Source organism: Desulfomarina profundi (assembly GCF_019703855.1).
GTDB classification, from domain to species: Bacteria; Desulfobacterota; Desulfobulbia; order Desulfobulbales; family Desulfocapsaceae; genus Desulfomarina; species Desulfomarina profundi.
Genome location: NZ_AP024086.1, coordinates 945,111 through 971,271 on the forward strand (window position 1 = coordinate 945,111; position 26,161 = coordinate 971,271).

At 46.2% G+C, this 26,161-nt stretch carries 21 protein-coding genes and 3 pseudogenes; 7 read left to right on the plus strand and 17 right to left on the minus strand.

The genetic code is table 11. The features are described from left to right. Positions 1-440: 440 nt before the first annotated feature. From rho to LO777_RS04470, 7 genes and pseudogenes are all read left to right on the plus strand, one after another. A pseudogene (gene rho / locus LO777_RS04440) lies at positions 441-1,690 on the plus strand (transcription termination factor Rho). Between the two features lie 408 nt (positions 1,691-2,098). Further along, positions 2,099-2,326 carry a 50S ribosomal protein L31 gene (rpmE, locus tag LO777_RS04445; RefSeq protein ID WP_228856352.1) on the plus strand — a complete coding sequence of 76 codons (228 nt, stop codon included), beginning with the start codon at positions 2,099-2,101 and terminating at the stop codon, positions 2,324-2,326. A 128-nt stretch (positions 2,327-2,454) separates the two neighbouring features. Beyond that, positions 2,455-3,525 carry a peptide chain release factor 1 gene (gene prfA, locus LO777_RS04450; RefSeq protein WP_228856353.1) on the plus strand — a complete coding sequence of 357 codons (1,071 nt, stop codon included), beginning with the start codon at positions 2,455-2,457 and terminating at the stop codon, positions 3,523-3,525. A 53-nt stretch (positions 3,526-3,578) separates the two neighbouring features. Next, a complete protein-coding gene (prmC, locus tag LO777_RS04455) occupies positions 3,579-4,451 on the plus strand; it encodes a peptide chain release factor N(5)-glutamine methyltransferase (protein ID WP_228856354.1) in 873 nt (290 codons plus the stop codon). A gap of 275 nt (positions 4,452-4,726) precedes the next feature. Then, positions 4,727-5,997, plus strand: a pseudogene (murA, locus tag LO777_RS04460) (UDP-N-acetylglucosamine 1-carboxyvinyltransferase). Positions 5,998-6,173: 176 nt separating this feature from the next. After that, positions 6,174-7,955: a pyruvate kinase gene (gene pyk, locus LO777_RS04465; RefSeq protein ID WP_228856355.1), complete on the plus strand. Its 1,782-nt coding sequence runs from the start codon at positions 6,174-6,176 to the stop codon at positions 7,953-7,955. A 7-nt stretch (positions 7,956-7,962) separates the two neighbouring features. Continuing rightward, a complete protein-coding gene (locus LO777_RS04470) occupies positions 7,963-8,595 on the plus strand; it encodes a hypothetical protein (protein WP_228856356.1) in 633 nt (210 codons plus the stop codon). A 253-nt stretch (positions 8,596-8,848) separates the two neighbouring features. Here the strand turns inward: LO777_RS04470 and LO777_RS04475 are convergent, their stop codons facing one another. The 17 genes and pseudogenes from LO777_RS04475 to LO777_RS04555 all read right to left on the minus strand — a co-directional run bounded on the left by LO777_RS04475 (position 8,849) and on the right by LO777_RS04555 (position 26,015). Beyond that, positions 8,849-10,561, minus strand: coding sequence for a two-component system sensor histidine kinase NtrB (locus LO777_RS04475; protein ID WP_228856357.1), 1,713 nt, complete (start codon positions 10,559-10,561; stop codon positions 8,849-8,851). Next, complete coding sequence (locus LO777_RS04480; RefSeq protein WP_228856358.1) at positions 10,558-11,946, minus strand: sigma-54-dependent transcriptional regulator; 1,389 nt, start codon at positions 11,944-11,946, stop codon at positions 10,558-10,560. The genes LO777_RS04475 and LO777_RS04480 overlap by 4 nt, the downstream gene beginning before the upstream one ends. A gap of 259 nt (positions 11,947-12,205) precedes the next feature. Further along, a complete protein-coding gene (locus LO777_RS04485) occupies positions 12,206-12,823 on the minus strand; it encodes an NAD(+) diphosphatase (RefSeq protein ID WP_228856359.1) in 618 nt (205 codons plus the stop codon). A 292-nt stretch (positions 12,824-13,115) separates the two neighbouring features. Then, entirely contained in the window at positions 13,116-13,874 is a 759-nt protein-coding gene (locus tag LO777_RS04490) for an ATP-binding protein (RefSeq protein WP_228856360.1), read from the minus strand. Positions 13,875-14,214: 340 nt separating this feature from the next. Next, positions 14,215-15,024 carry a CoB--CoM heterodisulfide reductase iron-sulfur subunit B family protein gene (locus LO777_RS04495; protein ID WP_228856361.1) on the minus strand — a complete coding sequence of 270 codons (810 nt, stop codon included), beginning with the start codon at positions 15,022-15,024 and terminating at the stop codon, positions 14,215-14,217. After that, a complete protein-coding gene (locus tag LO777_RS04500) occupies positions 15,021-15,857 on the minus strand; it encodes a 4Fe-4S dicluster domain-containing protein (RefSeq protein WP_228856362.1) in 837 nt (278 codons plus the stop codon). Before LO777_RS04500 ends, LO777_RS04495 begins: the two co-directional genes overlap by 4 nt. A 197-nt stretch (positions 15,858-16,054) precedes the next feature. Further along, positions 16,055-16,489 carry a respiratory nitrate reductase subunit gamma gene (locus tag LO777_RS04505; RefSeq protein ID WP_329955719.1) on the minus strand — a complete coding sequence of 145 codons (435 nt, stop codon included), beginning with the start codon at positions 16,487-16,489 and terminating at the stop codon, positions 16,055-16,057. Continuing rightward, positions 16,420-16,737 (minus strand): hypothetical protein, encoded by a 318-nt coding sequence (locus LO777_RS04510; protein ID WP_228856364.1) that lies wholly within the window; start codon positions 16,735-16,737, stop codon positions 16,420-16,422. Before LO777_RS04510 ends, LO777_RS04505 begins: the two co-directional genes overlap by 70 nt. Positions 16,738-17,510: 773 nt before the next feature. Further along, positions 17,511-19,046 (minus strand): PAS domain S-box protein, encoded by a 1,536-nt coding sequence (locus LO777_RS04515; RefSeq protein ID WP_228856365.1) that lies wholly within the window; start codon positions 19,044-19,046, stop codon positions 17,511-17,513. Between the two features lie 68 nt (positions 19,047-19,114). Further along, positions 19,115-19,618: a hypothetical protein gene (locus tag LO777_RS04520; protein WP_228856366.1), complete on the minus strand. Its 504-nt coding sequence runs from the start codon at positions 19,616-19,618 to the stop codon at positions 19,115-19,117. Positions 19,619-19,697: 79 nt separating this feature from the next. After that, positions 19,698-20,219, minus strand: coding sequence for a hypothetical protein (locus LO777_RS04525; protein ID WP_228856367.1), 522 nt, complete (start codon positions 20,217-20,219; stop codon positions 19,698-19,700). 209 nt (positions 20,220-20,428) lie between these two features. Beyond that, a complete protein-coding gene (locus LO777_RS04530) occupies positions 20,429-20,812 on the minus strand; it encodes a response regulator (RefSeq protein WP_228856368.1) in 384 nt (127 codons plus the stop codon). Between the two features lie 44 nt (positions 20,813-20,856). Further along, a pseudogene (locus LO777_RS20920) lies at positions 20,857-21,779 on the minus strand (methylenetetrahydrofolate reductase). After that, positions 21,776-22,444, minus strand: coding sequence for a methylenetetrahydrofolate reductase C-terminal domain-containing protein (locus LO777_RS04540; RefSeq protein WP_228856369.1), 669 nt, complete (start codon positions 22,442-22,444; stop codon positions 21,776-21,778). Before LO777_RS04540 ends, LO777_RS20920 begins: the two are co-directional and overlap by 4 nt. 105 nt (positions 22,445-22,549) lie before the next feature. Further along, positions 22,550-22,969, minus strand: coding sequence for a hydrogenase iron-sulfur subunit (locus tag LO777_RS04545; protein ID WP_268907510.1), 420 nt, complete (start codon positions 22,967-22,969; stop codon positions 22,550-22,552). Next, positions 22,969-25,764, minus strand: a complete 2,796-nt coding sequence (locus LO777_RS04550; RefSeq protein WP_228856370.1) for an FAD-dependent oxidoreductase — start codon at positions 25,762-25,764, stop codon at positions 22,969-22,971. The genes LO777_RS04545 and LO777_RS04550 overlap by 1 nt, the downstream gene beginning before the upstream one ends. Next, positions 25,761-26,015, minus strand: a complete 255-nt coding sequence (locus tag LO777_RS04555; RefSeq protein WP_228856371.1) for an FAD-dependent oxidoreductase — start codon at positions 26,013-26,015, stop codon at positions 25,761-25,763. The genes LO777_RS04550 and LO777_RS04555 overlap by 4 nt, the downstream gene beginning before the upstream one ends. Positions 26,016-26,161: the final 146 nt, after the last annotated feature.

Consider the following 26,161-nt stretch of genomic DNA (forward strand, 5'->3'; position numbering starts at 1 on the left):
CATAGATTCAGGAAAAAGCTTGACAGTGGGGGATTGAATACGTATAAGGAGACAACAAATTGAAATCCAATTCCTGTCTTTGTTGAATCATTTTTTGAACCCTGTTTAAATGTCCTGCCGGGTGCGTGTTTGTCTGTTTGACAAGCTTCGTAAACTCACAGTTTTCAATTTCTTGATTCGTCATGGATCTGGTCAACAGGCCCCATTCTGGTTTATATCTGGAACACAAATAGAGATAGCAAACATTCACATCTGAATCCTGCATATTTTACAGGAAATTGTTGAATCCGTGATGTCGTATTGTTTTGAGTTGTTATCATAATTGAATAGTTATTCCCACAGTTTTTGTACTCATTACAGGTATTGTCCTGAACAGATAGTGATGCAATGTGTGGTTTGTCGTTATCCTGCCAACAGTCTCAAAAAGGAGAAGTGGATTAATGAATCTGGCGGAACTGAAAGTGATGAAAATCGGCGAACTTGTAAAGTTTGCCCGTAAACTCAAGGTCGAAGGATACAGCGCTCTGCGGAAACAGGAGCTGATATTTGCAATTCTGAAAGCCCAGTCCGATAAAGACGGAAAGATGAGGGGAAGTGGGGTTCTGGAAATTCTTCCTGATGGATTCGGATTTTTAAGGGCTCCCGATTATAATTATCTTCCGGGACCGGATGATATTTACGTGTCCCCATCCCAGATTCGCAGGCTTAATCTTCGAACAGGGGATACAATTGATGGTTTGGTGCGGGCGCCCAAGGACGGGGAGCGGTATTTTGCCTTGCTCAAAGTTGAAAGTGTGAACTTTGATCCTCCTGAGGCATCAAAGCAGAAAACGCTGTTTGCCAACCTGACACCACTGCACCCCAACGACCCCTTTACTCTTGAATGGCAGCCGGATAATTATGCCATGCGGATAATGGACATGTTTGCACCTATCGGCAAAGGACAGCGTGGCCTGATTGTAGCGCCGCCGCGAACCGGTAAAACGGTTTTGATGCAGAAAATTGCAAATTCCATTGTTCGAAATCATAAGGATGTCTATCTTATTGTTTTGCTGATTGATGAGCGTCCCGAGGAGGTCACGGAGATGACCAGGAGTGTCAGAACCGCAGAGGTGGTCAGCTCAACGTTTGACGAGCCACCCCAACGACACATCCAGGTAGCCGAAATGGTAATAGAAAAAGCCAGGAGGCTGGTGGAGCATAAAAAAGACGTGGTGATTCTTCTGGACAGCATTACCCGGCTGGCGCGGGCCTATAATACCGTAACACCCTCCAGTGGAAAAATTCTTTCCGGGGGTGTTGAGGCAAATGCTCTGCACAGGCCCAAACGATTTTTTGGTGCCGCCAGAAATATTGAAGAGGGGGCAGCCTCACAATACTGGCGACTGCATTGATTGAAACCGGCAGTCGTATGGATGAGGTTATTTTTGAGGAGTTCAAAGGTACTGGTAATATGGAACTGGTGCTGGATCGGAAAATGGCGGATAAGCGGATTTTCCCGGCCATCGATATCAAACGTTCCGGTACCCGGAAAGAAGATTTGCTGATTAAGAAAGATGCACTGAATCGTATCTGGATTTTAAGAAAGCTTCTCAATTCCATGAATCCAGCGGACTGTATGGATTTTCTCATCGACAAACTCAGGCACCAGAAAACCAACCAGGATTTTCTCGATTCCATGAATGGGTGATTTTTCCTTCATATATTATCGAACGGTCCAGAATCCAGGATAATATTTCACTTGAAAATTTCTCGGTGTTGATTATTATAGCTTTCCTGTTTTATCTGAAAATTCCGCAGCAGAAGGTTTTTCTGCTGTAATTGGGACTTTCACTTGTTTTTTACGGCTGAGCCGTCTGGTCCAGCCATGTTGATTTATTTGAAATTCCTATTGCAAAAGGTTTTTTATCGCAGTCGGATTTTCATAACTTTGTTGCACCCTAAAGGCATAAATTACCGAGCCACCTGGTTCAGTCATGCTGGGTTTATGGGGAAGTCTCCAGGCAGACTTTTCCCCCGGGTTGAACTTTTATAGACTATCTGGTTCAATTATATTTAATTTCAACACCACACGAAGATATGTGGAAGGAATAGTGATATGAAAAATGATATACATCCTGAATATCATAAGATAAAGGCAACATGTGCCTGCGGCAGTGAATTTGAAATTGGTTCAGTTCTGGATGAGATGAAAGTTGAGATCTGCTCCGCCTGCCATCCATTTTTTACAGGCAAGCAAAAGCTTGTGGATACTGCCGGACGTATCGAGAAGTTTAAACAGCGTTATGCAAAACACTATGCGGAGAAAGAAAAAGGAAAACAATAAGTAATTGTCCTTTTTTTTTGTAACTGAGCGTTTCCTCTCTGTAGTTCGGTTCAGTTCTGTCCACAACGATGGCTCGCATGGTTGTGGACTTTTTTCTTTCATCCCCCTATCTCTTTGGTTGAGCTCCTATGTTTGAAAAATTTGCTGATCTGGAAGAAAAGATTTCACATCTTGAAGGTCGTCTGTCTGACCCTGAACTCGTGACGAATCAGAAAGAGTACCAGAAGGTTGTCCGGGAGCATGCACATCTGACAAAGTTGAACGGGATCTATTCAGAATACAGGCACGTTCAGCAGGAGTTGGAAAATAATAAGATTTTACTGCAGGATGATGAAGAGGATCCGGAAATAAAGGAGCTTGCCAGGCTCGAAATTGAAGAGCTTGAAGAGAAGGAAAGAAAGCTTGATCAGGAAATTAAACTCATCCTTCTCCCCAAGGATCCCAATGATGAAAAAAATACCTTCCTGGAAATCCGTGCCGGAACGGGTGGGGATGAGGCAGCTCTTTTTGTGGGAGATCTTTTCAGGATGTACTGCCGTTTTGCTGAAAGCATGGGATGGAAAGTTGAGATAATGAGCTCAAACCCTCTTGGCATTGGTGGTTTCAAGGAAATTATAGCCCTTATAAAGGGTGAACAGGTCTACTCGAAGCTCAAGTATGAAAGTGGTGTTCACAGGGTACAGAGAGTACCGGAGACTGAGACCCAGGGCAGGATTCATACCTCTGCGGTAACAGTTGCAATATTGCCCGAAGCTGATGAGGTTGAGCTGAATCTTGACATGTCTGAACTCAAAATAGATGTATTTCGTGCATCAGGTCCCGGTGGACAGTCAGTTAATACTACGGATTCCGCGGTTCGAATCACCCATCTGCCGACGGGTGTGGTTGTCTCCTGCCAAGATGAAAAATCCCAGCATAAAAACAAGGCCAAGGCATTGACTGTCCTTCGTGCCCGCATTCTTGATCAGCTGGAAAGGGAACACCACGACAAGATATCCCAGGATCGTAAAAGCCAGGTGGGCAGCGGAGATCGCAGCGAGAGAATACGAACGTACAATTTTCCCCAAGGACGTATAACAGATCACAGGATCAATCTGACTCTTTATAAACTCGAAGCAGTTATCGGTGGGAAGCTCGAAGAAATAATTTATCCTCTCATAGCCCATGATCAGGCGGAAAAGCTGAAAGCCATTCAATAGATGGCGAGGAAGGAGGGCATGGTAAGGGGTAAATAGTATATGATTTCAACTTTATGCATATAAATGAACTTCTCCGGGCCGGTACTGTCGCATTGGAAAAAGCCGACGTTGTTTCTCCTGGAACCGATGCACGGGTATTACTTCAACACTGTCTCGGTAAAAACCGGATTGAGCTCCTGCTTCATGGGGATGAAAATGTAGAGGAAAGCCGGGAATCGTTCTACTTCAAATGTATTGCCAGGCGTGTGAACCATGAGCCTGTTGCCTATATTCTCGGACAGTGTGAATTCTGGTCTCTACCTTTCAACCTGACAAATGATGTACTGATTCCCCGTCCCGAGACGGAATTTCTTCTCGACAGAGTATTGACCATAGCCAATAAAGAGAACCTGACGAGGGGAAGAATCCTGGATCTCTGTTGTGGAAGTGGAGTTATCAGTGTTGTTCTTGCCAGAGAAACCGGACAGCGTATCCTGGCTGTGGATATTTCTCCTGAGGCATTGGCTGTAGCCGCAATGAACAGGGATGATCATGCTCTTACTTCCCGCATCGATCTGCTCTGTTCTGATCTGTGTTCTGCTCTCTGCCGAAAAACCAGGTTTTCTTTGATTGTCACCAATCCTCCTTATGTCAGCACTTCAGCAATACAATACAGTCTGGAAAAAGATGTTGCCGGTTTTGAGCCTCACCTGGCCCTTGACGGCGGAGAAAAAGGGTTGGATGTTATAGGGAGAATCAGAGCCGTTATGCCCCTGATGCTTCTACCCGGTGGTGAAATATTTATGGAAATCGGAGCCGACCAGGGTGAGGCTGTCGAGAATATTTTTCTTGAAAATGAAACAGTTTTGCCCGGATTTGTTCAAGTAAAAATTATCACCGATTATGCGGGGCTTGATAGAGTACTTTACGCACAATTGGAATATTGATGGACTCGTAAAAACTCCGATCTACTGCGTTGTGGGGTGATCGTGTAATGCTCGACGTACCATATGTACGCCTGCGCTTACACGACACCGCCACGCCTTGTATATCGAAGTTTTTCCAGAGTCCATCTGGGAACGTTGAACGACTTTTTACGAGATCATCAATATTGAGGTCAATGACACTGGTTTGAATGAACGCCTTTTCTCGTAAGGTAGATGAAAACACAGAGTTACAAATCCTGTGACAAGTTACAATGAGATAGATACAGGGGTAAACCATGGAAAAACTGATAGTTGAAGGAGGGCGAAAACTTTTCGGTGAGGTGCGGGTAAGTGGAGCCAAAAATGCAGCATTACCGCTTATGGCCGCCACATTGCTTGCCCCGGGAAAGCATACTCTCCGCAATGTCCCGGACTTGCGGGATACCAGGACCTTCATCAGATTGATGGGGGAGCTGGGAGTTGTGTGCGAGAGAAATGGAGATACTGTAATCCTGGACAGCAGTAAGCTCGCCCACGGTGAGGCTTCTTATGACCTGGTAAAAACGATGCGTGCTTCTGTTCTGGTATTGGGACCGCTTGTTGCCAGGCTCGGTGAAGCCAGGGTTTCCCTGCCAGGGGGCTGTGCAATAGGCGCCAGACCCATAAATTTTCATATCATGGGGCTGGAAAAACTTGGTGTTACCTGCAAGCTGGAAAAGGGATATGTTGATGCACGGATTTCCGGCAGACTCCAGGGAAATGTGATCTATTTTGATATTCCTTCGGTGACTGCCACCGAGAACCTGTTGATGGCTTCAGTTCTTGCTGAAGGGACAACGGTATTGAAAAATGCCGCCAGGGAGCCGGAAATAGGAAATCTCATAGACATGCTCAACCAGATGGGAGCCGATATTCATGGCAAGGGCACTGATGTACTGACTATTTCTGGAGTTGCATCCCTCGGTGTCGCTGACTGCAGGGTCATTCCGGACAGGATTGAAGCGGGAACATACCTGATTGCCATTGCCGCGACCGGAGGGACTGGAACCGTTACTCACTGTAATCCTACGCATTTACCCGCTCTTCTTGAAAAACTTAGGGCGACAGGCCTTCAAATTGCGGAAAAGGGAGACCGAATCAGTATTGGTCAGCCGGATGGAAAAAGTACATTAAAGGGAGTTGATATCAAGACAATGCCCTATCCGGGTTATCCCACTGATCTGCAGGCCCAGTTCATGGCCCTCATGGCTGTCAGTGAAGGTGTCAGCATGATCAATGAAACTATTTTTGAAAACCGTTTTATGCATGTGGCTGAACTGCGCAGGATGGGAGCGGATATCAAAGTCGATGGCCGCAATGCCATTGTACGGGGGGGGGGAAACGCGGTCTGTCCGGAGCACCAGTCATGGCAACTGACCTGCGGGCCAGCTCTTCCCTTGTTATTGCCGGTCTTGCAGCTTCAGGACGTACTGAAGTGGCTAGAATCTATCATCTGGAGCGTGGATATGAGGACCTGGTGGATAAATTGAGTGGATTAGGGGCCAGAGTCTGGAAGGAACAGGAATAGGAAGATGAGAAATACCTTCAAATTCCTTGAGAATTCCCGTATCCTTTTATTGTGAGGTGTGAGGTGTGAGGTGTGAGGTGTGAGGTGTGAGGTGTGAGGTGTGAGGTGTGAGGTGTGAGGTGTGAGGTGTGAGGTGTGAGGTGTGAGGTGTGAGGTGAAATGAGGGGAGACGGACAATGAGAATATTGGTGCTGGAAGATGCGAAGTCAACACAACTGCTGATCAGAAAAAGGCTGGAAAAGGAAGGCCACAGTGTCGAAGTTGTCGACAATGGGCACCAGGGATTTCTTCTGGCTTCCTCCGTCATCTTTGATGTTATTCTTACCGATATCAGTATGCCGTTCTGGGATGGTTTTAAATTTATCGAGGCAATAGGAGTTGTTTCTCCGCATATGCCGATCGTGATTCTTTCCTCAAGGAGTGATGAACTTGAAGTCAGACAACGTTTGAGAAAATACAAAACCATAGTCGGTATCCTGCCCAAACCTTTTGATTTTGATACACTGTTTTCCATTCTGAAAAGTGTTCGGGTCCAGACCCACCATACAATCAATAAAAAATCCCGTATTGTCTGTACCCTGGGACCGGCCAGTTCGAGTCCGGAAATATTGGGCAGAATGATCCTTGCCGGAATGGATGTTGCCCGCTTGAATTTTTCCCATGGGACCTATGAAGACCATGAAGCAGTTCTTGCTACCCTGCGGCAGGCTGAATCATTATGGGAAAAGCCGGTTGCCGTTCTCCAGGATCTCTGTGGACCCAAAATCAGAACGGGAAGGATGAAAGATGGTGGAGCGGAACTGCTTCCCGGAAAACAGATTGTAATACAGGCGGCGGAAAGGGATGGAACAGCGGAGTGTATTTCAACTATTACTCCGGAGATATTGAAAGATCTGCGAAAAGATGATCCGATTCTTCTTGATGACGGGTTGCTGGAACTCAGGGTTGTAGAAGAGGGGGAGGAACGAGTTGTCTGTGAAGTGGTAGTGGGTGGGCTGTTGAAATCAGGCAAGGGAATAAACCTGCCGGCGACGTCCCTTTCGCTGCCAAGTATTACTGAAAAGGACTGGCGCGATCTGGATTGGGGCCTGAATCATTCCGTTGATTATGTAGCCCTTTCATTTGTCAGGTCCCCTGAAGAAATCCTCAGCATCAAGGAATATATCAGGAAAAGCGGGAAGAGGGATCTTCGTGTTATCGCAAAGATTGAAAAACCTGAAGCAGTAAGAGATATTCGTGAAATCATATCGGTTTCTGATGGGATCATGGTGGCTCGCGGTGATATGGGTGTTGAGCTTCCTGCGGCCAGGGTCCCTCGTATTCAGCAGGAAATCATCAAGCTCTGCTGGCAGAATAATAAACCCGTAATTACAGCTACCCAGATGCTTGATTCAATGACCACATTTTCACGACCGACGCGGGCCGAGGTAACTGATGTCAGTGTTGCAATAAAGGAAGGAACCGATGCGGTCATGTTGTCCCAGGAGACCGCAACCGGCAGGGATCCTGTCAATGTAGTGCGTACAATGGCCGAGATTATCTGTGAGGAAGAACGGTACTCTGGGATGAGCGTAGAAGAGTATAAGCAATTGATGGACGACTCTACCGCAAATCCGGTTATTACAGCCGCAGCCAGCCTGAGGAATGCGGCTGCAGTCATGCTGTTTGATCCGAAGGGTCATCTTTATCCAGTTCTGTCAAAATGGAACAGGACCATTGTTTCGATTCTTATAACACGCTCCGAACATGTTGCCCGCCATGCGAGTCTTTATAAAAATATTATTCCACTTGTTATCAGGGAGGAGCTTGACCGGGAGCATATGCTGGAAAAAGCCGTGGAGACGGCCCGGAAATCCGGGTATATTCGGGCAGAAGATACTGTCGCGGTTCTTTATGGTGAGGGTGTAACGGGCTGTGATATCAGGCAGATCGGTGCGTTGCAGCTGATAAAGGTTTAAATCGGTAATGAAAATAGAATTACCTGAAAAGATTAAAGCTTTTATTATTCGTTACAAGGAAAGAATAATCCTGACGGCGGCGGCAATTCTCTTTGCGGTTCTCGTGGCAGGAGGTATTTATCTGCAGCAGAAGAACAAAAAGTCGAAGGAAATTCCTGAAAAAAAGATCCCGGTAAAGGTGGAAATCAAAGCAGCCAGAGTCCAGGGACAATCACAGTCTGAGAAGGAACCTAAACCGACAACGTTTTTTCTCAAACCCTCTCCAGGTGAACTTCTTGAGCAGTTAAATGAAATGGAAGGTTTTGATGAAAAGGTTGCTACCCGGAAATTTGCACAGTTGCCGGTGATGTGGCCTGTCTATTTTTTTTCCCTGACGAAGAAAGATGAAAAAACCGCCAAGGTGGAACTGGATGTCTCCGAAGATGGTTTTGGAGTGTTGGTTGTCTCCGAAGTTTCGCCCGAAGATTATCCAGAACTGTCAGGTTTGCAGGTCGGGAAAAAATTATGGGTGGCGGGAGAGATCACGGCTGTTGATCCTGCCGGTACAGGGACGGTGTACCTGAAACTGGATTATCTTCGTTTTTCCGATCCTGCTGCAGAGGAGGTCGTGACAATAGAAGAGGGAGGAAAAAAAGAATAGAACCTAAATCCTGCACTTCGGGAACAAAGAAAAAATATTTATAATGTATAAACAGATAGTTATAATATTGCAGTAGGGGCCGTACTACTCACTATCAGAGTGAGATTGTTTTTTCTTTATTCCCTTGCCCTGGGGGATTGGCAATTTTATCGAATCTGCTTCGTTATCAAGTACTTGAAGTATGTTAATACGTCTACGCCCTTGATGCCTCGCATCTCCGAAAAACTTGCCAATTGCAGGATTTAGGTAGAAGCTATTCTGCCTGGGCCGGTAAAGGCAACCTGATTGTGAAAAGAGCACCGCCATTTTCGGCCTCACTGACTGCGATAGTACCCTTGTGAATTTCCACTGTCTGTTTCACAATGGCAAGTCCCAACCCTGTTCCGTCAGTTCTTGATGTGTAAAAAGGTTCGAAAATCTGTTCCCGCCTGTTCTCCGGGATCCCCGGTCCGTTGTCACTGATTCTGATTTCGAGGATTTCACCTTCCTCTGTTTCCTGGATTTCTTCAGCTGTAACGGTAATAATCTCCTTTCCTTTCGGGCAGAAGGAAAGCGCATTGTGGATGAGATGGTTGAAAACGGTAAACATCTGTTTCTCATCTGCCCAGATATCAAGGGTATGGTCGAGTGTTATTTCTATATTGCATGTAGAAGGCCATGCAGGGTCTGCGCGACAGACCTGAAGGACCTCGTCCAGACAGTTTTTCAATGAGACCCATTTTTTATCCGTATGTTCCGGTCGTGAAAATCGCAGGAAATCTCTGACTGTATCGATGAGTCTGTTTGATTCCCTGAGTATGATCTTGGTCAGCTCATAATTCGTTCTGTTCCCTGCTCCGCCTGAGGAAAATTCATGGGCAAGGACCTGGGCAGATCCGGAGATAGCCGTGAGAGGGTTATGGAAATCATGGGCAATTGAGGCACTCATCATACCGATAGCTGCGAGCTTCTCCGCCTGCCGGACCTGTTTCTCAAGTCGCTCAATTTCACTGATATCCTGCAGGGTAATGATTTTGCTGTGATCATTATCCCGTCGGTCTGTCATTTTTCCCGCGTCATGTATGGGCATATGGGAGTAACCTATACGGACTTTCTTACCATCGGAACGAACGAAATTAATGGTATTTCTGAGGTTGGGATGGGAAAGATCCAGGTCTGGAAAAAGTGAGTACAGTTTTTCCCCTATGAGTTTTTCTGGGGGGTGTCCCGTGATTTTTTTGATGGCATTATTGGCCGAAGTTATTCTATTTCGTCTGTCAAGTGTCAGTATCCCTGTGGTAATATTGTCAAAAACCTGTTTGTACAGGATTGTGAGCTGGTCGTATTTCTGGATAGATTCAGTAAGAGCGTCTTCCGTACTGCGCAGGCGCAGGCCAAAAAGTGCACTGAGCAATGCTGCCAGGAAAAAAGTCAGACCGTGCACCGCAAAATGATTGAGAATCATAAGGGGGGCACTGGGAACAAATGATATGAATTCCAGAAGATAGCGGGGGTAAAGTCCCTGTGTTTCCAGAATCAGAAGCAGGCCGTATTGGAGACTTGCTGCGGCTGCAGCAAATAAGCCGCCCTTTCTTGGGAGGATAAGTCCCCCGGAAATAATGGGGAAAAAATAGACGGACGTGAAAATGGAGTTGGACGAACCGGACAGGAAAATGAGAACAGATGCAAAAAAAGTATCAAGTAGATTTTGTATAATGCCGAATTTACGAAGATTACCCTGGAAAACCAGGAGATGAAAAGCAGAGAAAATTGTTGTCAGGTAGATAAAAAGGAGGAGCAGAGTTAAAATATTCTGGGGAAGGGTTATAACATCAAACTGATCACCCTGGAAAATAAGGCTTATACCAAGGAGAAAAGTATAGAGAATAACCCGCAGCAGGAGCATCCAGAGGAGCTGAGTCCTCAGTATCTGGTTGACACTGCCGGCCTGCTCAGCTTTTCCTGCTAATGATTTCAGGTCAATCACGTTAAACTGATCCCGTATTTTTTTACCTTGTATCGCAGTGAACGAAAACTGATTCCGAGGAGTTCCGCCGCCTTCATTTTTGAATTATTGGTTTTTTTCAGGGTGTGGAGGATGAGTTTTTTTTCAAGATTGGTCATTACGTGTTCTATACCAAGGTCATAGAGTTCCTCTTCACTGGAAGCTGCCTGAAAGAGGGAGCCGGATTCTGAGAAAGAATCATCTTTTACCTCTTTTCTGGTTCGGCCATAGAGCGTGAGGCTCTCGGGCAAAATTATATTGGAACTCTCCAGAGCCACTCCCCTTTCAATGATGTTTTCCAGTTCCCTGACATTTCCTGGAAAATCATAGTTCATTAACACTTCCAGGGCATAGGAAGATATTTCCTGAATTTCCTTGCCAAGCTGTCTGGAGTATTTTTTCAGAAAATGTTCAACAAGGAGGGGAACATCTCCCTTTCTCTCGCGTAAAGGGGGAACCCGCAGAGGGACAACTGCCAGTCTGTAAAAAAGATCTTCCCGAAATCTGCCGGCGCTGATCTCCTCTTCCAGAATTTTGTTGGTGGCGGCAATAATACGGATGGAAATCTGTTGGATTCGGGTACCACCAACAGGCTTGATCTCTCTTTCCTGCAGGACCCGTAACAGTTTTGTCTGAATGATTGGCGTGAGTTCACCTATTTCATCCAGGAAAGCGGTGCCTTTGTCAGCCTCCATGAACAGGCCGGGCTTGTCTTCGATGGCGCCGGTGAAAGACCCCTTGACATGGCCGAACAGTTCACTTTCCATGAGGTCTTCCGGGATAGCGCTGCAGGTAATGGGAACAAATGCAGCTTCGGCAACTTTCGAATGGTTGTGTATTGCACGGGCCACCAGTTCTTTCCCTGTACCCGATTCACCATAAATGAGGACATTGGCTGGAGTGGGGGCTATACGCCTGATCATGTCAAATATTTTTAACATTTCCCTGCTTTTGCCAATAATTTCAGGGAAGGCGTCACTCTGTTCCTTTGTACTGCTGCTCTTTTTAAGTTTACTGGTGGCTGACTCTATAACAGCCTTGATTTCATCAACATTGAACGGTTTGGAGATATAATCGAAGGCACCATTCTTCATGGCAAGAACGGCATCGTCAGGAGAGGCAAATGCCGTTATCATAATTACAGGCAGGTCCGGGTTCTCTTCCTTTATTTTTTCCAGGAGTTCAATGCCGCTGATTCCGGGCATGCGGATATCACTGACGACAACTTCAAAGTCCTGGTTTCGGATCATGTCCAGGGCAATATTTCCATTTTCCGCAGTTTCGACGGAATTTCCCTCTTTTTCCAGGAAAATTCTCAGGAAATCTCTCATACCCCGTTCATCATCAACTATAAGTATTGATGCCATTGCAATCGTATTCGTAAATGGAAGAAAAAACTGGTTTTACTGCAGCTGAATCAGCTTCACGGTGGTTTTCTGATACACCAATCCATGGTGCCCTGCATATATGCAACCTGGATTTATTGAATGTGTTGATATTACCGATTATACGATAAATATCCCACAAGATAAAGATGCATCGTCAACCATTCCCGAATTAAGAAGATAGTTGATTTTACATAAGATAGTTAAAAGAGACAAGAGGAGTTGTATTGAGAAAATCAGCTCAAGCCTGTTCTGTCAGCATTTCCTGTGCGGTTTTCGTGAAAAACTGATTCTCCGGGTTTTCTTCTGAAAACAGGGAAACGGCATCATGTACGATCTGAGCCTCAATAGAATCTGGTGCGTTATCCGTTTTCAGTTGCTTCAGGACTGAAAGCACTTCATCCGTAATGGCATCATTGGTGGACAATTTTTTCAAAATATCCTCAGCATTTTTTTCTGCAACACCTTCAAGGTAGGCACAGCAGAGGATGACAGCCAGTTTTCCTCCTTCGGCTTTACCGATATTTTCAGCAAATCTGGCTATCTTAGTTGCCCGACTGATAGCTTTGAAATCTGTGTGGAAATATCGTTTCACTTCTACAGCAACCTTATCTTTCAGAAGGGTATCCTGAACTCCTTTGAATTCCTCGGGCAGTGTTCCTATACACTGCTCAGCGAAGGGGCAATAGGCCGCGCATCCAAAATCCATCTTGGGATTGACGAAACGGTTTTCACAATGGGGGCATTTTCTGCTGGTATCATCTTTATAGAATTCTACCGGTTTTCCACATTTGGGACAGTCCACTTCAAATATGGCGTTGTCTGTCCAGTACTGCATATCCTGACCTGGGCATTTCATAGAGATTCCCCTGATTTTTTTTCGGCTGATTAGAAATGGCTGCTCCTGCGCGGGGAAGCCATACTTTTATCTGAAATATACTTTAATACTGTTACGGTAAAAGTATACCACCAGGCCATCTGTTGTACATTGATGTAGGTCAAAAAACGGATCTGATTATATTTGTAAAACAGGCCGTTTTGAGCTGTATCTTTTGGAGTCGGCTGATTTCAAGGGTGAAGGGGAGGAAGACAAAAGACGGGTTTTCTGGTTCCCGCCTTTTGTCTTGGAAATGCCGGGTAGGGGAAATTTCTTATTCAGGGCAGTTTTTGTCCATAATTTTCTCAATTGCCTGGACAGAAGGAGCGGAATCAGGCAGATCAAGCAATGATTTCTTTTCCATATCGTACTCAAGAAGTGCAGGATCATCGGGAATGACACCGACAATGGGTACGCCGATTTCTTCAACTTCCTTGAGGAATGCTTCACTGAGTTTTTCCGGTCCCCTGGAGACAATGATTCCAAGCTGTTTTACCTTCAGGTTCAGTCCGTCAAGCATACCGTGGATTCTCCTTAAGGCCCGCAGTCCCCTGAGGGAATAGTCAGTGACCATGAAGAGCATGTCGACCTTGCCACTTGTTCTTCTGCTGAGATGCTCCATTCCAGCTTCGTTATCAACGACCATGTACTTATAGTGAGCGCTCAGTTTATCTGTGAAATTGTTAAGAATGTTATTGACCATACAATAACAGCCCTGACCCTCCTGTCTGCCCATGACCAGCAGATCAAACTGGGGACGTTCGATAATAGCTTGCTCAACAAGGGTTTCAAGATAATTTATTTTATCCATTCCAGATGGAATACTCTGGGGATCCTTCATATAGGTTTCACGTATATCCCCTATTGTACTTGGTACTTCCAGACCCATTGTCTCTCCGAGGTTACTGTTCGGATCTGCATCAACAGCAAGTATAGGCCCCTTGTCCTTCCGGGCCATGTAGCGGATCACGAGGGTGGCAACCGTGGTTTTTCCAACTCCACCTTTACCGGCAAAAGCTATCACTTTACTCATGGGTTACTCCAATTGATATTATAGTGTGTTATTATTAAACCAATAATGCTTCATACTGTACTCTAAAAAATGTACAACTCAGAAACAGAGCCTTGTTTAAATACACCAGGAACTGTAACCACTTCCGGGAAAATGAAAAGGGAAAAAAACTGTAGGGTGAGAGTCAGCCTGATAAAGAAGAGTTTTCTTGTCTCAGGCTGGGTATTCTACCTAGTCAGGAAATATTATGCAGCAGCTTTCACTTTTTTCCTACGCTTTTTCTTTTCTTCAACAGGGGGGCCGAGCAGGGATTTGAGCTGATCGATTTTGACAGAATTAATGGTGTTGTTTGTGAGGATACCTAAGCTTTGTTCATCAAGACCAAGGCAGAGGCCAAGGAGCTGGGGTAGAGGAGTACCGGAAGGGGATTGCCGTTTTCATCTGTAAGATTCAGCTGGGTTGTATCAAACTGAAGATAGCAGTATGAGCAGACCGGAACAACAAAGTCGGCTCCAGCTTTTCTTGCACCCTCGATTTTTTCGGAAAGCAGTTTGTGGGACATTTCATCATTTATGCCGGAAAGAGCAGCTCCACAGCATTCCAGTTTTCCCTGCCATTCCAGATTATTTATTCCGGCAACCTGCATCAGTGTTTCTGTTATTTTTGGAACAAAGGAATCGTCAAAGAGGGTGATTTCCCGAGGTCGGAGGATGTGGCAACCATGGATAACGGCGACGTTGAGATCCTTAAATTTCTTCACCAGTTTCGCCTTGATTGTTTCCACGCCGATTTCATCGTGGAGGACGCTCAGAAAATGCTTAATCTCTGTTTTGCCTGTATAGCGCAGGTCTTCCCTGGCCAGAAGCGTATTCATGTCCTCCTGCAGCTGAGGATCTTTTTGCAGACATCTGCGCGCCTTCTGCAGACTCGCAAAACAGCAGTTACAGATTACAAAAATATCAAACCCCAGCTTTTCGGCAATGGCCATATTTCTGACTGATGGCAGGATATACGCCTTTTCGTCAACATTACGCACCGGATAACCGCAGCAGTTGAATTCTGGAACAGTTTCAAGTTCAACGCCGAATGTATTGAAGACTGCCTGGGTGGCAGTTGCGTACTGTTCAATTCGTGCCGGGATATTGCACCCCTGAAAAAATGCGTATTTCATGAGTTGACTCCTGCATCTATTTTATCTATTGCCTTGTTTTTCAGACTGTAAAAAATATCACAGAGTTCCACTTGATTCGGACAATGCTCCTGACAAAGATAACATGTGGAACAACTCCAGATCATCTGGGAACCCATGGCAAGTTCAGTGTTACCTATACCGAGACTGAACATGATTTGGTGGGGGAGCAGTCCCAGTGCTTCAGAGGGATTGTCAAAGCTTCTGACCACTGGACAGATATTGGTACAGCGCTGACAGGAATAACAGCTTTTGTAGCTGCTGTTTTCATAGCCCTGCCTGGAAAGTCCCATGGGGAGTTCAATTTCTGAAAGTTGTGTAAAGCTTTTTTTGAAAAGGGCAGTGACCGTTTTGAGCGCCTTGATATGGTCATCGACAAAGTTCCGGGCGAGGGCCAGGGGAAAAGAAAAATGGCCAAGCATTGAGGGTTCAGGAACCCCTCTGTCGAGCAGACTGTATCTGGCGGTTACAAATATTTCTTTCAGGTTTATACCCGACGGACAGACCTTTGTACATCGATCACAACTCGTGCAGACATACAGTCCCTGCTGCAATTGATCCAGCTGCAACTCATCTGTTATTTTACCGGCAGCATAGTCTTTTAGGAACTGTACTTTTTCCGAGGGCAGAATAAAATCGTTGCCAAAGGATTCAAAGAACATATTTGAAGAACATTCGAGGGAACAGGATCCGCAATGGGTGCATGCCGACAGGCCTATCATCTGGTGGGTGGGTACAAGAGCGTCACGTACACTTTCTTCTCCTGCGATTCGTTTGATGATCAGGCTGACAGGTGCGGAGATAATGTGGAACATCTTGCTGAATGGCAGCCACGCGAGAAATGCACTGCAGGCAAGAATATGGAGAAACCAGAAAAAGGATACAGCTCCTGAATCACCAAATATTGCTGCAATCGGTCTTGTGATTCCCTTCAGGGTAAAACTTGCGAAGGCGGAACTGTTGCCGCTATGGCACTCGATACAGCTGTCGCCGTTCAGTTCTTTTCCTGAGGCTACAAGTTCGGCAGGCAGGGGGATTGCAGGGTGGGAGCCACAAGGCCGTTTTCCTGGACCCAGTAAGCTGCCAGTGCATTTGTCTCCTCTTCATCCAGTGCGCCATATTCATCCACCATGTTCTGGAAAGTCGAATAGGAAGACATTTTTGCTCCCTCAAGCAACATTCCGGAAAAGATTATCACAGCGATAAATACAAGCGCCGCCCAGTCCGCCGAATTTGTTTTCAGTCTCCTGGACTTGAGGGAAAGGCGTCTGTAAACGGCAAGTCCCAGTCCGATCAGTACCATGACACCGAAAAAATTTCGCAGGAAAAGATAGGGATTGAGGGTCGGCTGAAAATCACTGAAAATATTTTCGGAGACTATCCATGGAGAGCATGCATGAAAAGAAGGAGAATGAATCCGAAAAATATCAGGGTGTGTGTTACCCAGCGGAGAAGATTTTTTTCAAATATACGCTTCTGGAAAAGATGGTCGAGAAAAAAGGACTGCACAGCCTGGAACAATCCGGCACCGAAAAGGGTTCCGATCCCTCCCTTCAGAGATTCGGACAACCTGTTGTTTTCTGATGTCTGTTTTCCGGGCGGTTTCAACCCTAGAGAAAACCAACTGGAGAAACGAATAAACAATCCAACAAGACAGACAATACCAGCCAAACCAAACAGTATATTGATATTCATAGTTAAATCTTTATACCCTCAGTTCCAGTTTCCATTGTACGGGGTTTCCTTTTAAAACACTTTAAAAGGAAACCCCGTGGAATTATTTTTACCTGAAATTCTTCACTTCAGAAAATATTGTGTACCCAATCAGTAATCACGTTCACTCACCATTCTGGTGAAGTGAATTTTCATTTTTTACCCTGCGGGATCAGTAATTTCGGAATTTACGTTTATCTGCTGAATCTATTTCGTTTTCACCAGTTTGAAGTATGCAAATACGTCAACACCATTGATACCGCGTATCTCCGGTAAATTTACTGGTTGCAGGATTTAAGTTTTCTTTATCAATTCACGTGTAACATCATATCGATTTTAATAATACTTTAAAGTCGTGAATGATGCTTGTTTTCTTCTCCTGTTTTAAAAAAATGTACTACTGGTGGAAAGATACGGGAAGCCGGGTTCCCGACGGATAAGACATTGTTGTATACAAAGTTTGTCTTGCAGAGAGATTGAGATATTCTCCTTCTGCAGTTCATACTGTTGTAATTGTAAAGAGAAATCAAAAAGAATATACAGTTTTTTTGAGGGAGAGTCGAGTGTCTATTTTTATTTTTATTTATTATCTGAAAATCTCGCGATCAAAGGTCGTTTTGCCGCAGTCGGATTTTCATTCATTTTTTTGTACCCAAAGGGCATAAATACCCAAAGGGCATGATGAGCTGAGTCATTCGGCCAGACCATGCTTTGATTAAATTCTCCTGCATCCTTGAACTGATGAGAATTGCGGGTTAACCGATTGAGACAAAATGAAATTCACTGGATATTTCTTCCTCCGGAAACTCCAGAAGAATAGTTGTTCCTTCCGGCCCTGTTTTCTTTATAGAGATCTTGCCCTGGTTTTCCTCCATGATGCCATATGCCATACTGAGGCCGAGTCCGGTACCTTTACCCACTTCCTTGGTTGTAAAAAATGGGTCAAACACCTTGGAAATATTCTCCTCGGGAATACCGCTGCCCGTATCAGAAACTTCAAGATAGGCCTTTTTCTTTTTTTTGTCACGGTACGTCTTGAGTGTGAGTGTTCCGTGTCCCTCCATTGCATCAAAGGCATTGATAATGAGATTAATGAGTACCTGGCACAGCTGGTTTTTATCCGCGTTAATGAGAATCTGGTAGTCGTCCAGATCTTTGACAATCTTGACGTTCATGAACAGTTTCTGGTCTCGTATGAGGCGGAGACTTTCACCAACGAGATTATTCAGGTAGAAAATGTCTTTGGATGGGCTGGTCTGCCTGGAGTAGGCAAGGAGATTTTTAACTATTTCCCGGCATCTCTCCGCATCTTCAAGAACGTATCTGAGGTTTTCACCCAGGGGATTATCTTCATCTAGTTTTTCCTGCATCAGGTTCCCATAGAGAAGGATGGAGGTTAGAGGATTGTTTATCTCATGGGCTACTCCGGCTGCCAATCTGCCAAGAGACGCCAGTTTTTCTGACTGAACGAGTTGAATTTCAGCTTCTTCAAGTTTTTTCTGTACAGCCTGTTTTTCTCTCAGGTCATTGAAAATGGCAGCAGTTGCAGCTTCACGGCCTTCCTCATAAATGATTGCCGCTGTCATTTCAACGGGTATCTCTTCGCCATCCCGGGTTATAATATTGACCTTGGTAATGGGCAGTTTTCCCTTTTCTCCGTTCTTTTCGTCCCGCAGCTTTCTCATGATTTGGCGCGCAACTCCCGGAGGATAGAAATCCTCTATGTTGACATGATTGGCCCCCTCCACCGTATAGCCGAAAAGATCTTCCGCGGCCTTGTTCATGAGGATGATATCACCCTTCCTGTTGGCTGCCATAATGGCGCTGGCAGAACTCTGTACGACCTTGTCAATCAGTTCCCGAACGTCAATATATTTTTTTTCGAGTTTTTTTACCTTAGTGATATCCCTTAGGCTCTCAATGACATATGAGACTTCTCCCCGGCTGTCAAGAATGGGGGAGAAAACACGTTCTTCCCAGGTTTTATCTCCATTTTCATCACGGTCATTGAGAACGATGGAAAGGGCACGCTTTTCACTGATACATTTTGCCAAGGTACATTGGGAAGAGTTGCAGGGCAGATTGTCGTGATCGCTGTCTCCGAAGAAAAGGTGTTTACATGTATCACCGATAAGTTGATTTTCTGTAAGACCGGTTTTCTGGAAAAATTTTCTGTTGGCGGCAACAATGGTTCTGTCAGGCCTGAGTATGAGAGTGGGGAAGGAAAGAGAGTCAAAGACATGGGTTTTCCAGTCATCAGTCGCATCTTCTTTTTTCAATGTATCAGTCATATTTCTGTATGTGATTGTTTTGCCATTTGATCCACAGGAAAAATCGGAGGCAGAGCTTTCCGGCAGGATTACGATGTTGTTGGAATGATAAATGCCTTGTTCAGGACTTCGTGGGCCTGCAGACCAAACCCTTCCCGGAGAAGCAGGTATACGCTGGTTCCGGCACAGCCGGCGGTGATGATATCAATCTGTTCCTGGACCAGTGATGAGAAAACCGCATCGGCAATACCATATCTGTCCTGGAAATGAGGCCCGTGAAGAAAAACCAGTTCCATGGATGTGAGTATATTGAGAGTACACCCGTCAACTGCTGTGAATTGCTCAATCTGAGTTCGGGCAGCACTCCAGTTTGATTCATCAAGGACAATATTGAGTCGCAGGTAATGAGAATCGATATAGTCCTGGGTAATGAATTCAAAACGATAGACGGAATCATCCAGACAAAGCAGCTTTTCCCCGATGATTTGGATATGGTCACATGGAACGGTAATCTGAACCAGTACCAGTCCCTGTTTCAGAGAAATACCATAAACCTTGATTTTGGATTCCCAGTAGACGGCAATTGTTTCCAAAAACGTTCCTCCACAAAAAAGACAAAAAATATATCAGACTGATCCCGTAACTAGTGGCCATATCTTCCGGGAACCGGGTTCAACGGATTTCTTTCAGATGGAATTCCTGGCGAAAAGGAGCGTGATTTTCCGGGAGGATGAGTTCCATCTGCAGTTTTTCGGCAATGGAATCAAGAGCACTGAATTCTGTGTTGACAGCTAGGGCGGAAATTGAACTCCCCATGGAATAAATCGGATAACCGGATTGCCCGAAGATTCGGACAATCAATCCGAGGAGGTTGAAACTGTTGCGATGGGGGAAAAGGGTTATTGTACCGACGGAATGAAAAACTGTCCTCTGCAGATTACTGAAAGATGAAAAATCCAGGATGGCCTGAACCTGGCTGTAATCTTCCCTGGCAACACAGAAACTGCTTTTGCAGTCTTCAGACGTAGTCAATGCATGACAGAGAAAAGTGATGTTTATTCTTTTGTCAGCAATAAGACGAAGAATCTCGTTAAAAGAAGAATCGTTCTTTTCTCTTCCGGTAAAAGAAACCTGGACCAGTTCTTCGCTGAATTTCAGCCCACCGATTGTGGGTTTATGATTTGCTTCGGACAACGAAATTCCCTTTCATTCCATCATTTCCTGCCCGGATTTCCTCCTCACCAGTTATTCATGCCAGTTGGGTGTTTATGCCCTTCGGGTGTTTATGCCCTTTAGGTACAACAACCAGTGAATTCCCAATTACGGTAAAAACGTCTCCCGCACTTCGGGTATTCTGAAAAACACAGTGGTCGGGAAATCCGGGTGTAGCTCTGACGGTTTTCTTACAAATTGTCTTTAACTATTTCCATCAGTTTATCCAGATCGATCGGCTTGGTGACAAAGTCATCGGCCAGGGTGGTTTTTCCGCCCATGTGGGTGTAGTTGGTGCTGGAAATTGCCTCTGTGACCGCAGTCAGCAGAACAATAATTATATCTTTGTAATCGTCGGAGTTTTTCAGTTCATCACAGAGAGTGTAACCGTCTTTTCTCGGCATCATTACGTCAAGAATAATCAAAGCGGGACGTTCGGCTTTGATTTTATCCATAGCTTCAATGCCATCATACGCTTTGGCAACACGGAAATTCTCACTCTCAAGCTTCATGGAAACCATTTCCACGAGATCGGTGTCGTCATCTACTACCAGAATAAGTTGGCCGTCGCTCATTAGCTCCTCCTTCTACCATTAATGGATTTAAAGTCCTGATACTTTTATACCTGAGGCCGGGGAAGAAGTCCTGCTCTTTCGCAGATTTCTTCAACTTTTTCTTCCCATTCGATAGCCATGATGTGGAAACCGGCAACACCCTCGACTTTTTTCAGGCGTTCAATAGTTTCTACACAGATAGCGATACCTTCTTCGGCCTGTTTTTCTTTTGGTACAGCACTGATCCGGTCAACAATTTCCTGGGGAACATCCATCCCCGGAACCTTGGTTGCCATAAACCTGGCGGCTCCTGCGGATTTACAGGGGGTTACCCCTGCCAGAATATAGCATTTCTTATGGAGGCCGCGAGCTCTCACACCTTCCATCCATTTTTCAAATTTGTCCACATTGAAAATACATTGGGTCTGGATGAAATCGGCTCCCGCGTTTATTTTCTTTTCCAGGCGAAGAACACGCAGTTCAAAGGGGTCGGCAAACGGGTTAGCAGCAGCACCGATAAACATCTTCGGGCCCCTTTCAGATCTGCACCACCCTGGAATTTTTCTTCGTCACGCATCTGCTTGACCATCTGGATCATCTGGATGGAGTCAATATCGTGAACATTCATGGCCATGGGGTGATCACCAAATTTGGTGTGATCACCTGACAGGCAGAGCATGGTGTCAATTCCGAGAGAATAGGCACCAATAATATCTGCCTGCATGGCAAGCCTGTTTCTGTCCCTGGAGACGACCTGCAGCAGTGGATTCAGCCCTTCCTGCTTGATAATCGTAGATGCAGCCAGACTGGACATGCGAACCATTGCCGTCTGATTGTCGGTTACGTTAATGGCGTCAACAATACCGGCCAGATATTTTGCCTTTTCCCTCACCTTGTCAGGCTGCGCTCCACGGGGAGGACCACACTCAGAGGTGACTGCTAGATGTCCGGCGGCTAATACTTTTTCCAATACACTTTCTGTTTTCATTCTGCCAAATCCTCTCTGATAATCTTTCTTGGACCGCTTCCTCCACCACTTCTCCAGTCTTTTGCAGGCATGATTTCAACATAGCGGTCTTCCTGACCAAGTGACTTGAGCCTGTCCCAAATAAGCTGCCAGGCACATTCGACATCTTCACTGATCTCACATTTCCCTGTTGTGGATCCGCCACAGGGACCGTTCATCAGTTGTTTCGCGCACCTGGCGATGGGACAGATTCCGCCGGTAATTCCAAGGACACAGTTACCGCATCCCTGGCACCTTTCAGCCCAGACGCCCTGGCGTTCCGAGGCCCCCATGAACTTGGTGTTCAGGGCCGGAAAAACCGGCTTGTCCTTGTAGCGCATGGCAATCTGCTGTACACCACAGCCGCAGGCCATGGACATGACAGCGTCTGCGCCGTCAATCATCTGCACCAGTTCTTCTACATATTCAGGGTCACACTGGCGCTCAAGAGTATGTTGTTTGATTTCGATATTATTACCGCTCTTGAGAAGGGCCATCTGAAGGCCGGAGGCCAGCAGTCCCACTTCCTTTCTACCGCCTGCCGCACAGACGGTGACACATTCGTTGCAACCGAGAAGAAGGATGCGCTTGAATGGCTTGATATATTCAATGAGTTCCTCTAAAGGTTTTCGTTCAGCAGTGATCATTGTGGTTCACTCTCCTTTAAAATTTATACCGCCAACGGTGTCGTTGTCAGTCGGTGCCGCCCAATGGATTCCAGTTGGAAAATACGCAAGGGGCAGCAGCAGTTATCAGGCCATGGCCGCTTTTATCGGACTCGGACCAAGTTTACGGATTTTCTCCGTAATTTCAGTCGCTGTCTGGGCGAAACGATATCCCATGCCGGCCGACATTGTCACCATTTCGAGCCGTTCACTTTCGATTCCTATTTCTTCCAGGTATTTCCTGACGTAGTTGACCCTGCGGGCCGCTTTTTCATTGCCGTTTTTAAAATGACAGTCGCCTTCCAGGCAACCCGCAACGTAAACGCCGTCAGCGCCATTCTCAAAGGCCTTGACAATATGCAGTGCGTCGACTTTTCCCGAGCATGGTACCCGGATTATTTTCACATTTGCAGGATACGGAAGTCGCTGGCTTCCTGCCATGTCTGCAGCGGTGTATGCGCAGTAGTGGCAGCAAAAAGCTACTATTACCGGTTCAAAATTTTCCATTATGCATTTACCTTTTCAAAAAGTTCTTCCAGCTTGGCGAGAATCCTGTCATCCTCAAACTGCATCAATTGAATAGCCTTGGCAGGACACTCTGAAACACACATACCGCAGCCATGGCATTTGGCCGGGTCAATTTCAGAATAGCCATCCGCATTAATAAAAGGAATACCGAACGGGCATTCGCGGACACAGATGAGACAGGCTGCACACAGTTTTCCATCAACTCTGGCTGTTGCGGCACCAAGATTGATCGAATCACGGGCCAACATGGTCTGGGCCCTGGAGGCCACAGCATTCGCCTGTGAAATTGATTCTTTGATCAGTTTTGGTGCATGGGCCGTACCCGCAACAAAGAAGCCGGGAGTCGCCAGATCAACCGGACGCAGTTTGACATGATCCTCAAGGAAAAAACCATCCGCGGTCCTGGGCAGTTTGAAAATCATCGCCAGTTCCTCGGTGGAATCGTTGTCAGCTATGAGGCCGGTGCTGAGACAGAGAGCATCAGCTGTGACGGTGACATCTCTGCCGAGAATGGGATCAATAAAACTCACATTGACCTGTTTACCGTCAGGGCTGACTGTCGGCTTCTGATCCTCGCTGTAGCGAACAAAAATAACACCTTTTTCTCTGGCCTCTTTATAATATTCCTCCTGGAAACCGTATGTTCTCATATCACGGTAGAGGACGAAAATACGTGCATCCGGATTGATCTTCAGGATGGCAAGGGCGTTTTTGACTGCAGTCTGACAGCACACTCTGGAGCAGTTCGGGTTCTCGGCAGTACGTGAACCTACGCACTGGATCATGACAACATTATCCCAGTTTTTGACTGTTTCCGGTTGTTCGAAAATCAGTTTCTGAGTATCCAGCTGGGTCATGACCGCATCCGTTTCTCCCAATGAGTATTCTTTTATGGGATTGGGTACGGCACCGGTTGCCATGATGGTGACACCGTGTTCAATCTGCCTGTAGAACATCTGGGGGCCGACCTGCATACCGGTCTTGAACATTCCGGGCATACCGGAGTGATCAACGATAATGGCACCGGTGATGACCTGAATATTCTCATGGTCTTCAACCTTTTTGATCAGATCCGTAAGAAACTCCTGGACATCATCGCCTTCGAGGGTTTTTATGATCCTGGCAGCAACACCCCCCAGTTTATTTGATTTTTCAGCCAGGTAAATCTGGAATCCTTGGTCAGCCAGGCGCAAGGCCGATGTCATACCGGTGACGCCGCCACCGACAACCAGAATGTTTTTATTGATAGGAAGGGTCTGGTCCGCAAGTGGTTGCGCTTTGATGACAGCCGAAACCGACATTTTAATGAGATCACCGGCCTTTGCCAGAGCTTCCTCAGGTTTGTTGCCATGAACCCAGGTGGCCTGGTCCCTGATATTGGCAATTTCCAGCAGATATTTATTCAGTCCGGCCTGGGCCAGCAGATCCTGGAATTTTGCCAGATGTGTCCGGGGTGAACAGCCGCCGATGACGACCCTGTTCAGTTTTTCCTCTTCAATGGATGCTCTTATTTTTTCCATTGAAATACGGCTGCAGCCATGGCCTTCCGCTTTGGCTACGACCACATTGGGGAGTTTTTCCGCCTGACTGACCAGAGTGTCGACATCGATTACCCCTCCAATATTTTCGCCGCAGTCGCAGATGAAAACACCGACCCGAGGTTCTTCTCCAAGGACGTTTCTTTCCAGCTGCGGTTCACTCGTTTCTGTTTCTTTCTTTTCTTCAGAAAGTGCCACATCCTGGCCGGCCATACATGCCGCAGCACTGGCCTGAACCATGGTATCCGGAATATCCTTTGGACTTTCAAATGTTCCGGCCACATAAATTCCCGGCCTGGTGGTGGCAACCGGATTGAAACCGTCGGTGACAGGGAAATTGTGCCTGTTCAGTTCAAGGCCCAGGTTGCGTGCAAGAGTTCGGCTTTCTTCCGATGTCTTGAAACCGGTGGAAAGAACGACCATATCGAACTCTTCCACATTTTGTGTGGTACTGTCATCACTGGTGTAGGTGATGGTCAATGTGTCCGAACCTTCCGGTTGGAGAATGGAGTGTGGACGACTTCGCAGGAAGCGGATGCCAAAATCATTTTTGGCCCTTTGGAAATAGAGTTCATAATCTTTTCCGAACGTCCGCATATCCATATAAAAAATCGTCGTTTCAATGTCTTCCTGGAATCGTTCCTTGGTGACGATAGCTTCCTTAAGGGCGAACATGCAGCACGCGTTTGAGCAATATTCACCGGCACCTTTCTGGATACCCCTTGAGCCGATGCACTGGATCCAGGCGACCTTTTTGGGCTGTTTTCCGTTTGAGGGACGGAGCAGTTTACCGTCTGTCGGACCGGATGCCGAGAGAATCCGTTCGTATTCGAGACTGGTAACCACATCAGGGTAGGCATCGTAGCCGAGATAATCGAGACCACTGGGATCAAAGAGATCAGCCCCGGGGGCCAGAACCACAGAACCACATTTAATCTCACGGTTAATGGCCATATCGTCCGGATTGATGGCTCCCGCCGGACAGATTTTTACCAGGGCTTCAACATCTTCGCATTTTTCCAGGTCAATGGAGTAGGCCTGGGGTGTTGCCTGAGGATAGCGCATGCATGTCGGTGCCCTGTGATCAAGACCCGGAGTGAAGCGTACACATTCGGGAAAATGTTCATGGCAGGCACCACACGCTGTGCATTTTTCTTCGTTAATGTACCTGGGTTCCGTACGAACCTGGGCGGTAAAGTCACCCTTTTCTCCGGTAATCGATTGAACACTGGTCATCGACAGCAGTTCAATGAATTCCTGCCTGCCACTTTCCGAAAGATGGGGGCAAGGGTACAGAGGTCACAGTTATTTGTCGGGAACGTTCTGTCAAGCTGGGTCATCAGACCGCCGATGGTATAATCATTATCGACGAGAATAACGTTTTTCTCGGCCTCAGCGAGGTCAAGAGCTGTTCGAATTCCACCAAGACCTCCGCCGACGACAAGAACTTTGTCATTTTTGGGTTGGAGTCTGTTTGTATTCTGCATTGTTACCTTTTCCTGTCGCTGATTAAGCAAGGTTGTCTATGAAAATCGTCTGGAAAGGTTGATCGGAATCTTTATGGCGATTTTCATGGATTGTTAAACGGCCTTGCTACTCTCCCTTTCCGGGGCAGCAGGCCTGTCCTTTGGGA

Coding starts and splice junctions, on each gene's coding strand:
- rpmE (WP_228856352.1), top strand. CDS start 2,099: ATGAAAAATGATATACATCCTGAATATCATAAGATAAAGGCAACATGT.
- prfA (WP_228856353.1), top strand. CDS start 2,455: ATGTTTGAAAAATTTGCTGATCTGGAAGAAAAGATTTCACATCTTGAA.
- prmC (WP_228856354.1), top strand. CDS start 3,579: ATGCATATAAATGAACTTCTCCGGGCCGGTACTGTCGCATTGGAAAAA.
- pyk (WP_228856355.1), top strand. CDS start 6,174: ATGAGAATATTGGTGCTGGAAGATGCGAAGTCAACACAACTGCTGATC.
- LO777_RS04470 (WP_228856356.1), top strand. CDS start 7,963: ATGAAAATAGAATTACCTGAAAAGATTAAAGCTTTTATTATTCGTTAC.
- LO777_RS04480 (WP_228856358.1), bottom strand. CDS start 11,946: ATGGCATCAATACTTATAGTTGATGATGAACGGGGTATGAGAGATTTC.
- LO777_RS04485 (WP_228856359.1), bottom strand. CDS start 12,823: ATGAAATGCCCAGGTCAGGATATGCAGTACTGGACAGACAACGCCATA.
- LO777_RS04490 (WP_228856360.1), bottom strand. CDS start 13,874: ATGAGTAAAGTGATAGCTTTTGCCGGTAAAGGTGGAGTTGGAAAAACC.
- LO777_RS04495 (WP_228856361.1), bottom strand. CDS start 15,024: ATGAAATACGCATTTTTTCAGGGGTGCAATATCCCGGCACGAATTGAA.
- LO777_RS04500 (WP_228856362.1), bottom strand. CDS start 15,857: ATGTTCCACATTATCTCCGCACCTGTCAGCCTGATCATCAAACGAATC.
- LO777_RS04510 (WP_228856364.1), bottom strand. CDS start 16,737: ATGAATATCAATATACTGTTTGGTTTGGCTGGTATTGTCTGTCTTGTT.
- LO777_RS04515 (WP_228856365.1), bottom strand. CDS start 19,046: ATGACTGATACATTGAAAAAAGAAGATGCGACTGATGACTGGAAAACC.
- LO777_RS04530 (WP_228856368.1), bottom strand. CDS start 20,812: ATGAGCGACGGCCAACTTATTCTGGTAGTAGATGACGACACCGATCTC.
- LO777_RS04540 (WP_228856369.1), bottom strand. CDS start 22,444: ATGATCACTGCTGAACGAAAACCTTTAGAGGAACTCATTGAATATATC.
- LO777_RS04545 (WP_268907510.1), bottom strand. CDS start 22,969: ATGGAAAATTTTGAACCGGTAATAGTAGCTTTTTGCTGCCACTACTGC.
- LO777_RS04550 (WP_228856370.1), bottom strand. CDS start 25,764: ATGACCAGTGTTCAATCGATTACCGGAGAAAAGGGTGACTTTACCGCC.
- LO777_RS04555 (WP_228856371.1), bottom strand. CDS start 26,015: ATGCAGAATACAAACAGACTCCAACCCAAAAATGACAAAGTTCTTGTC.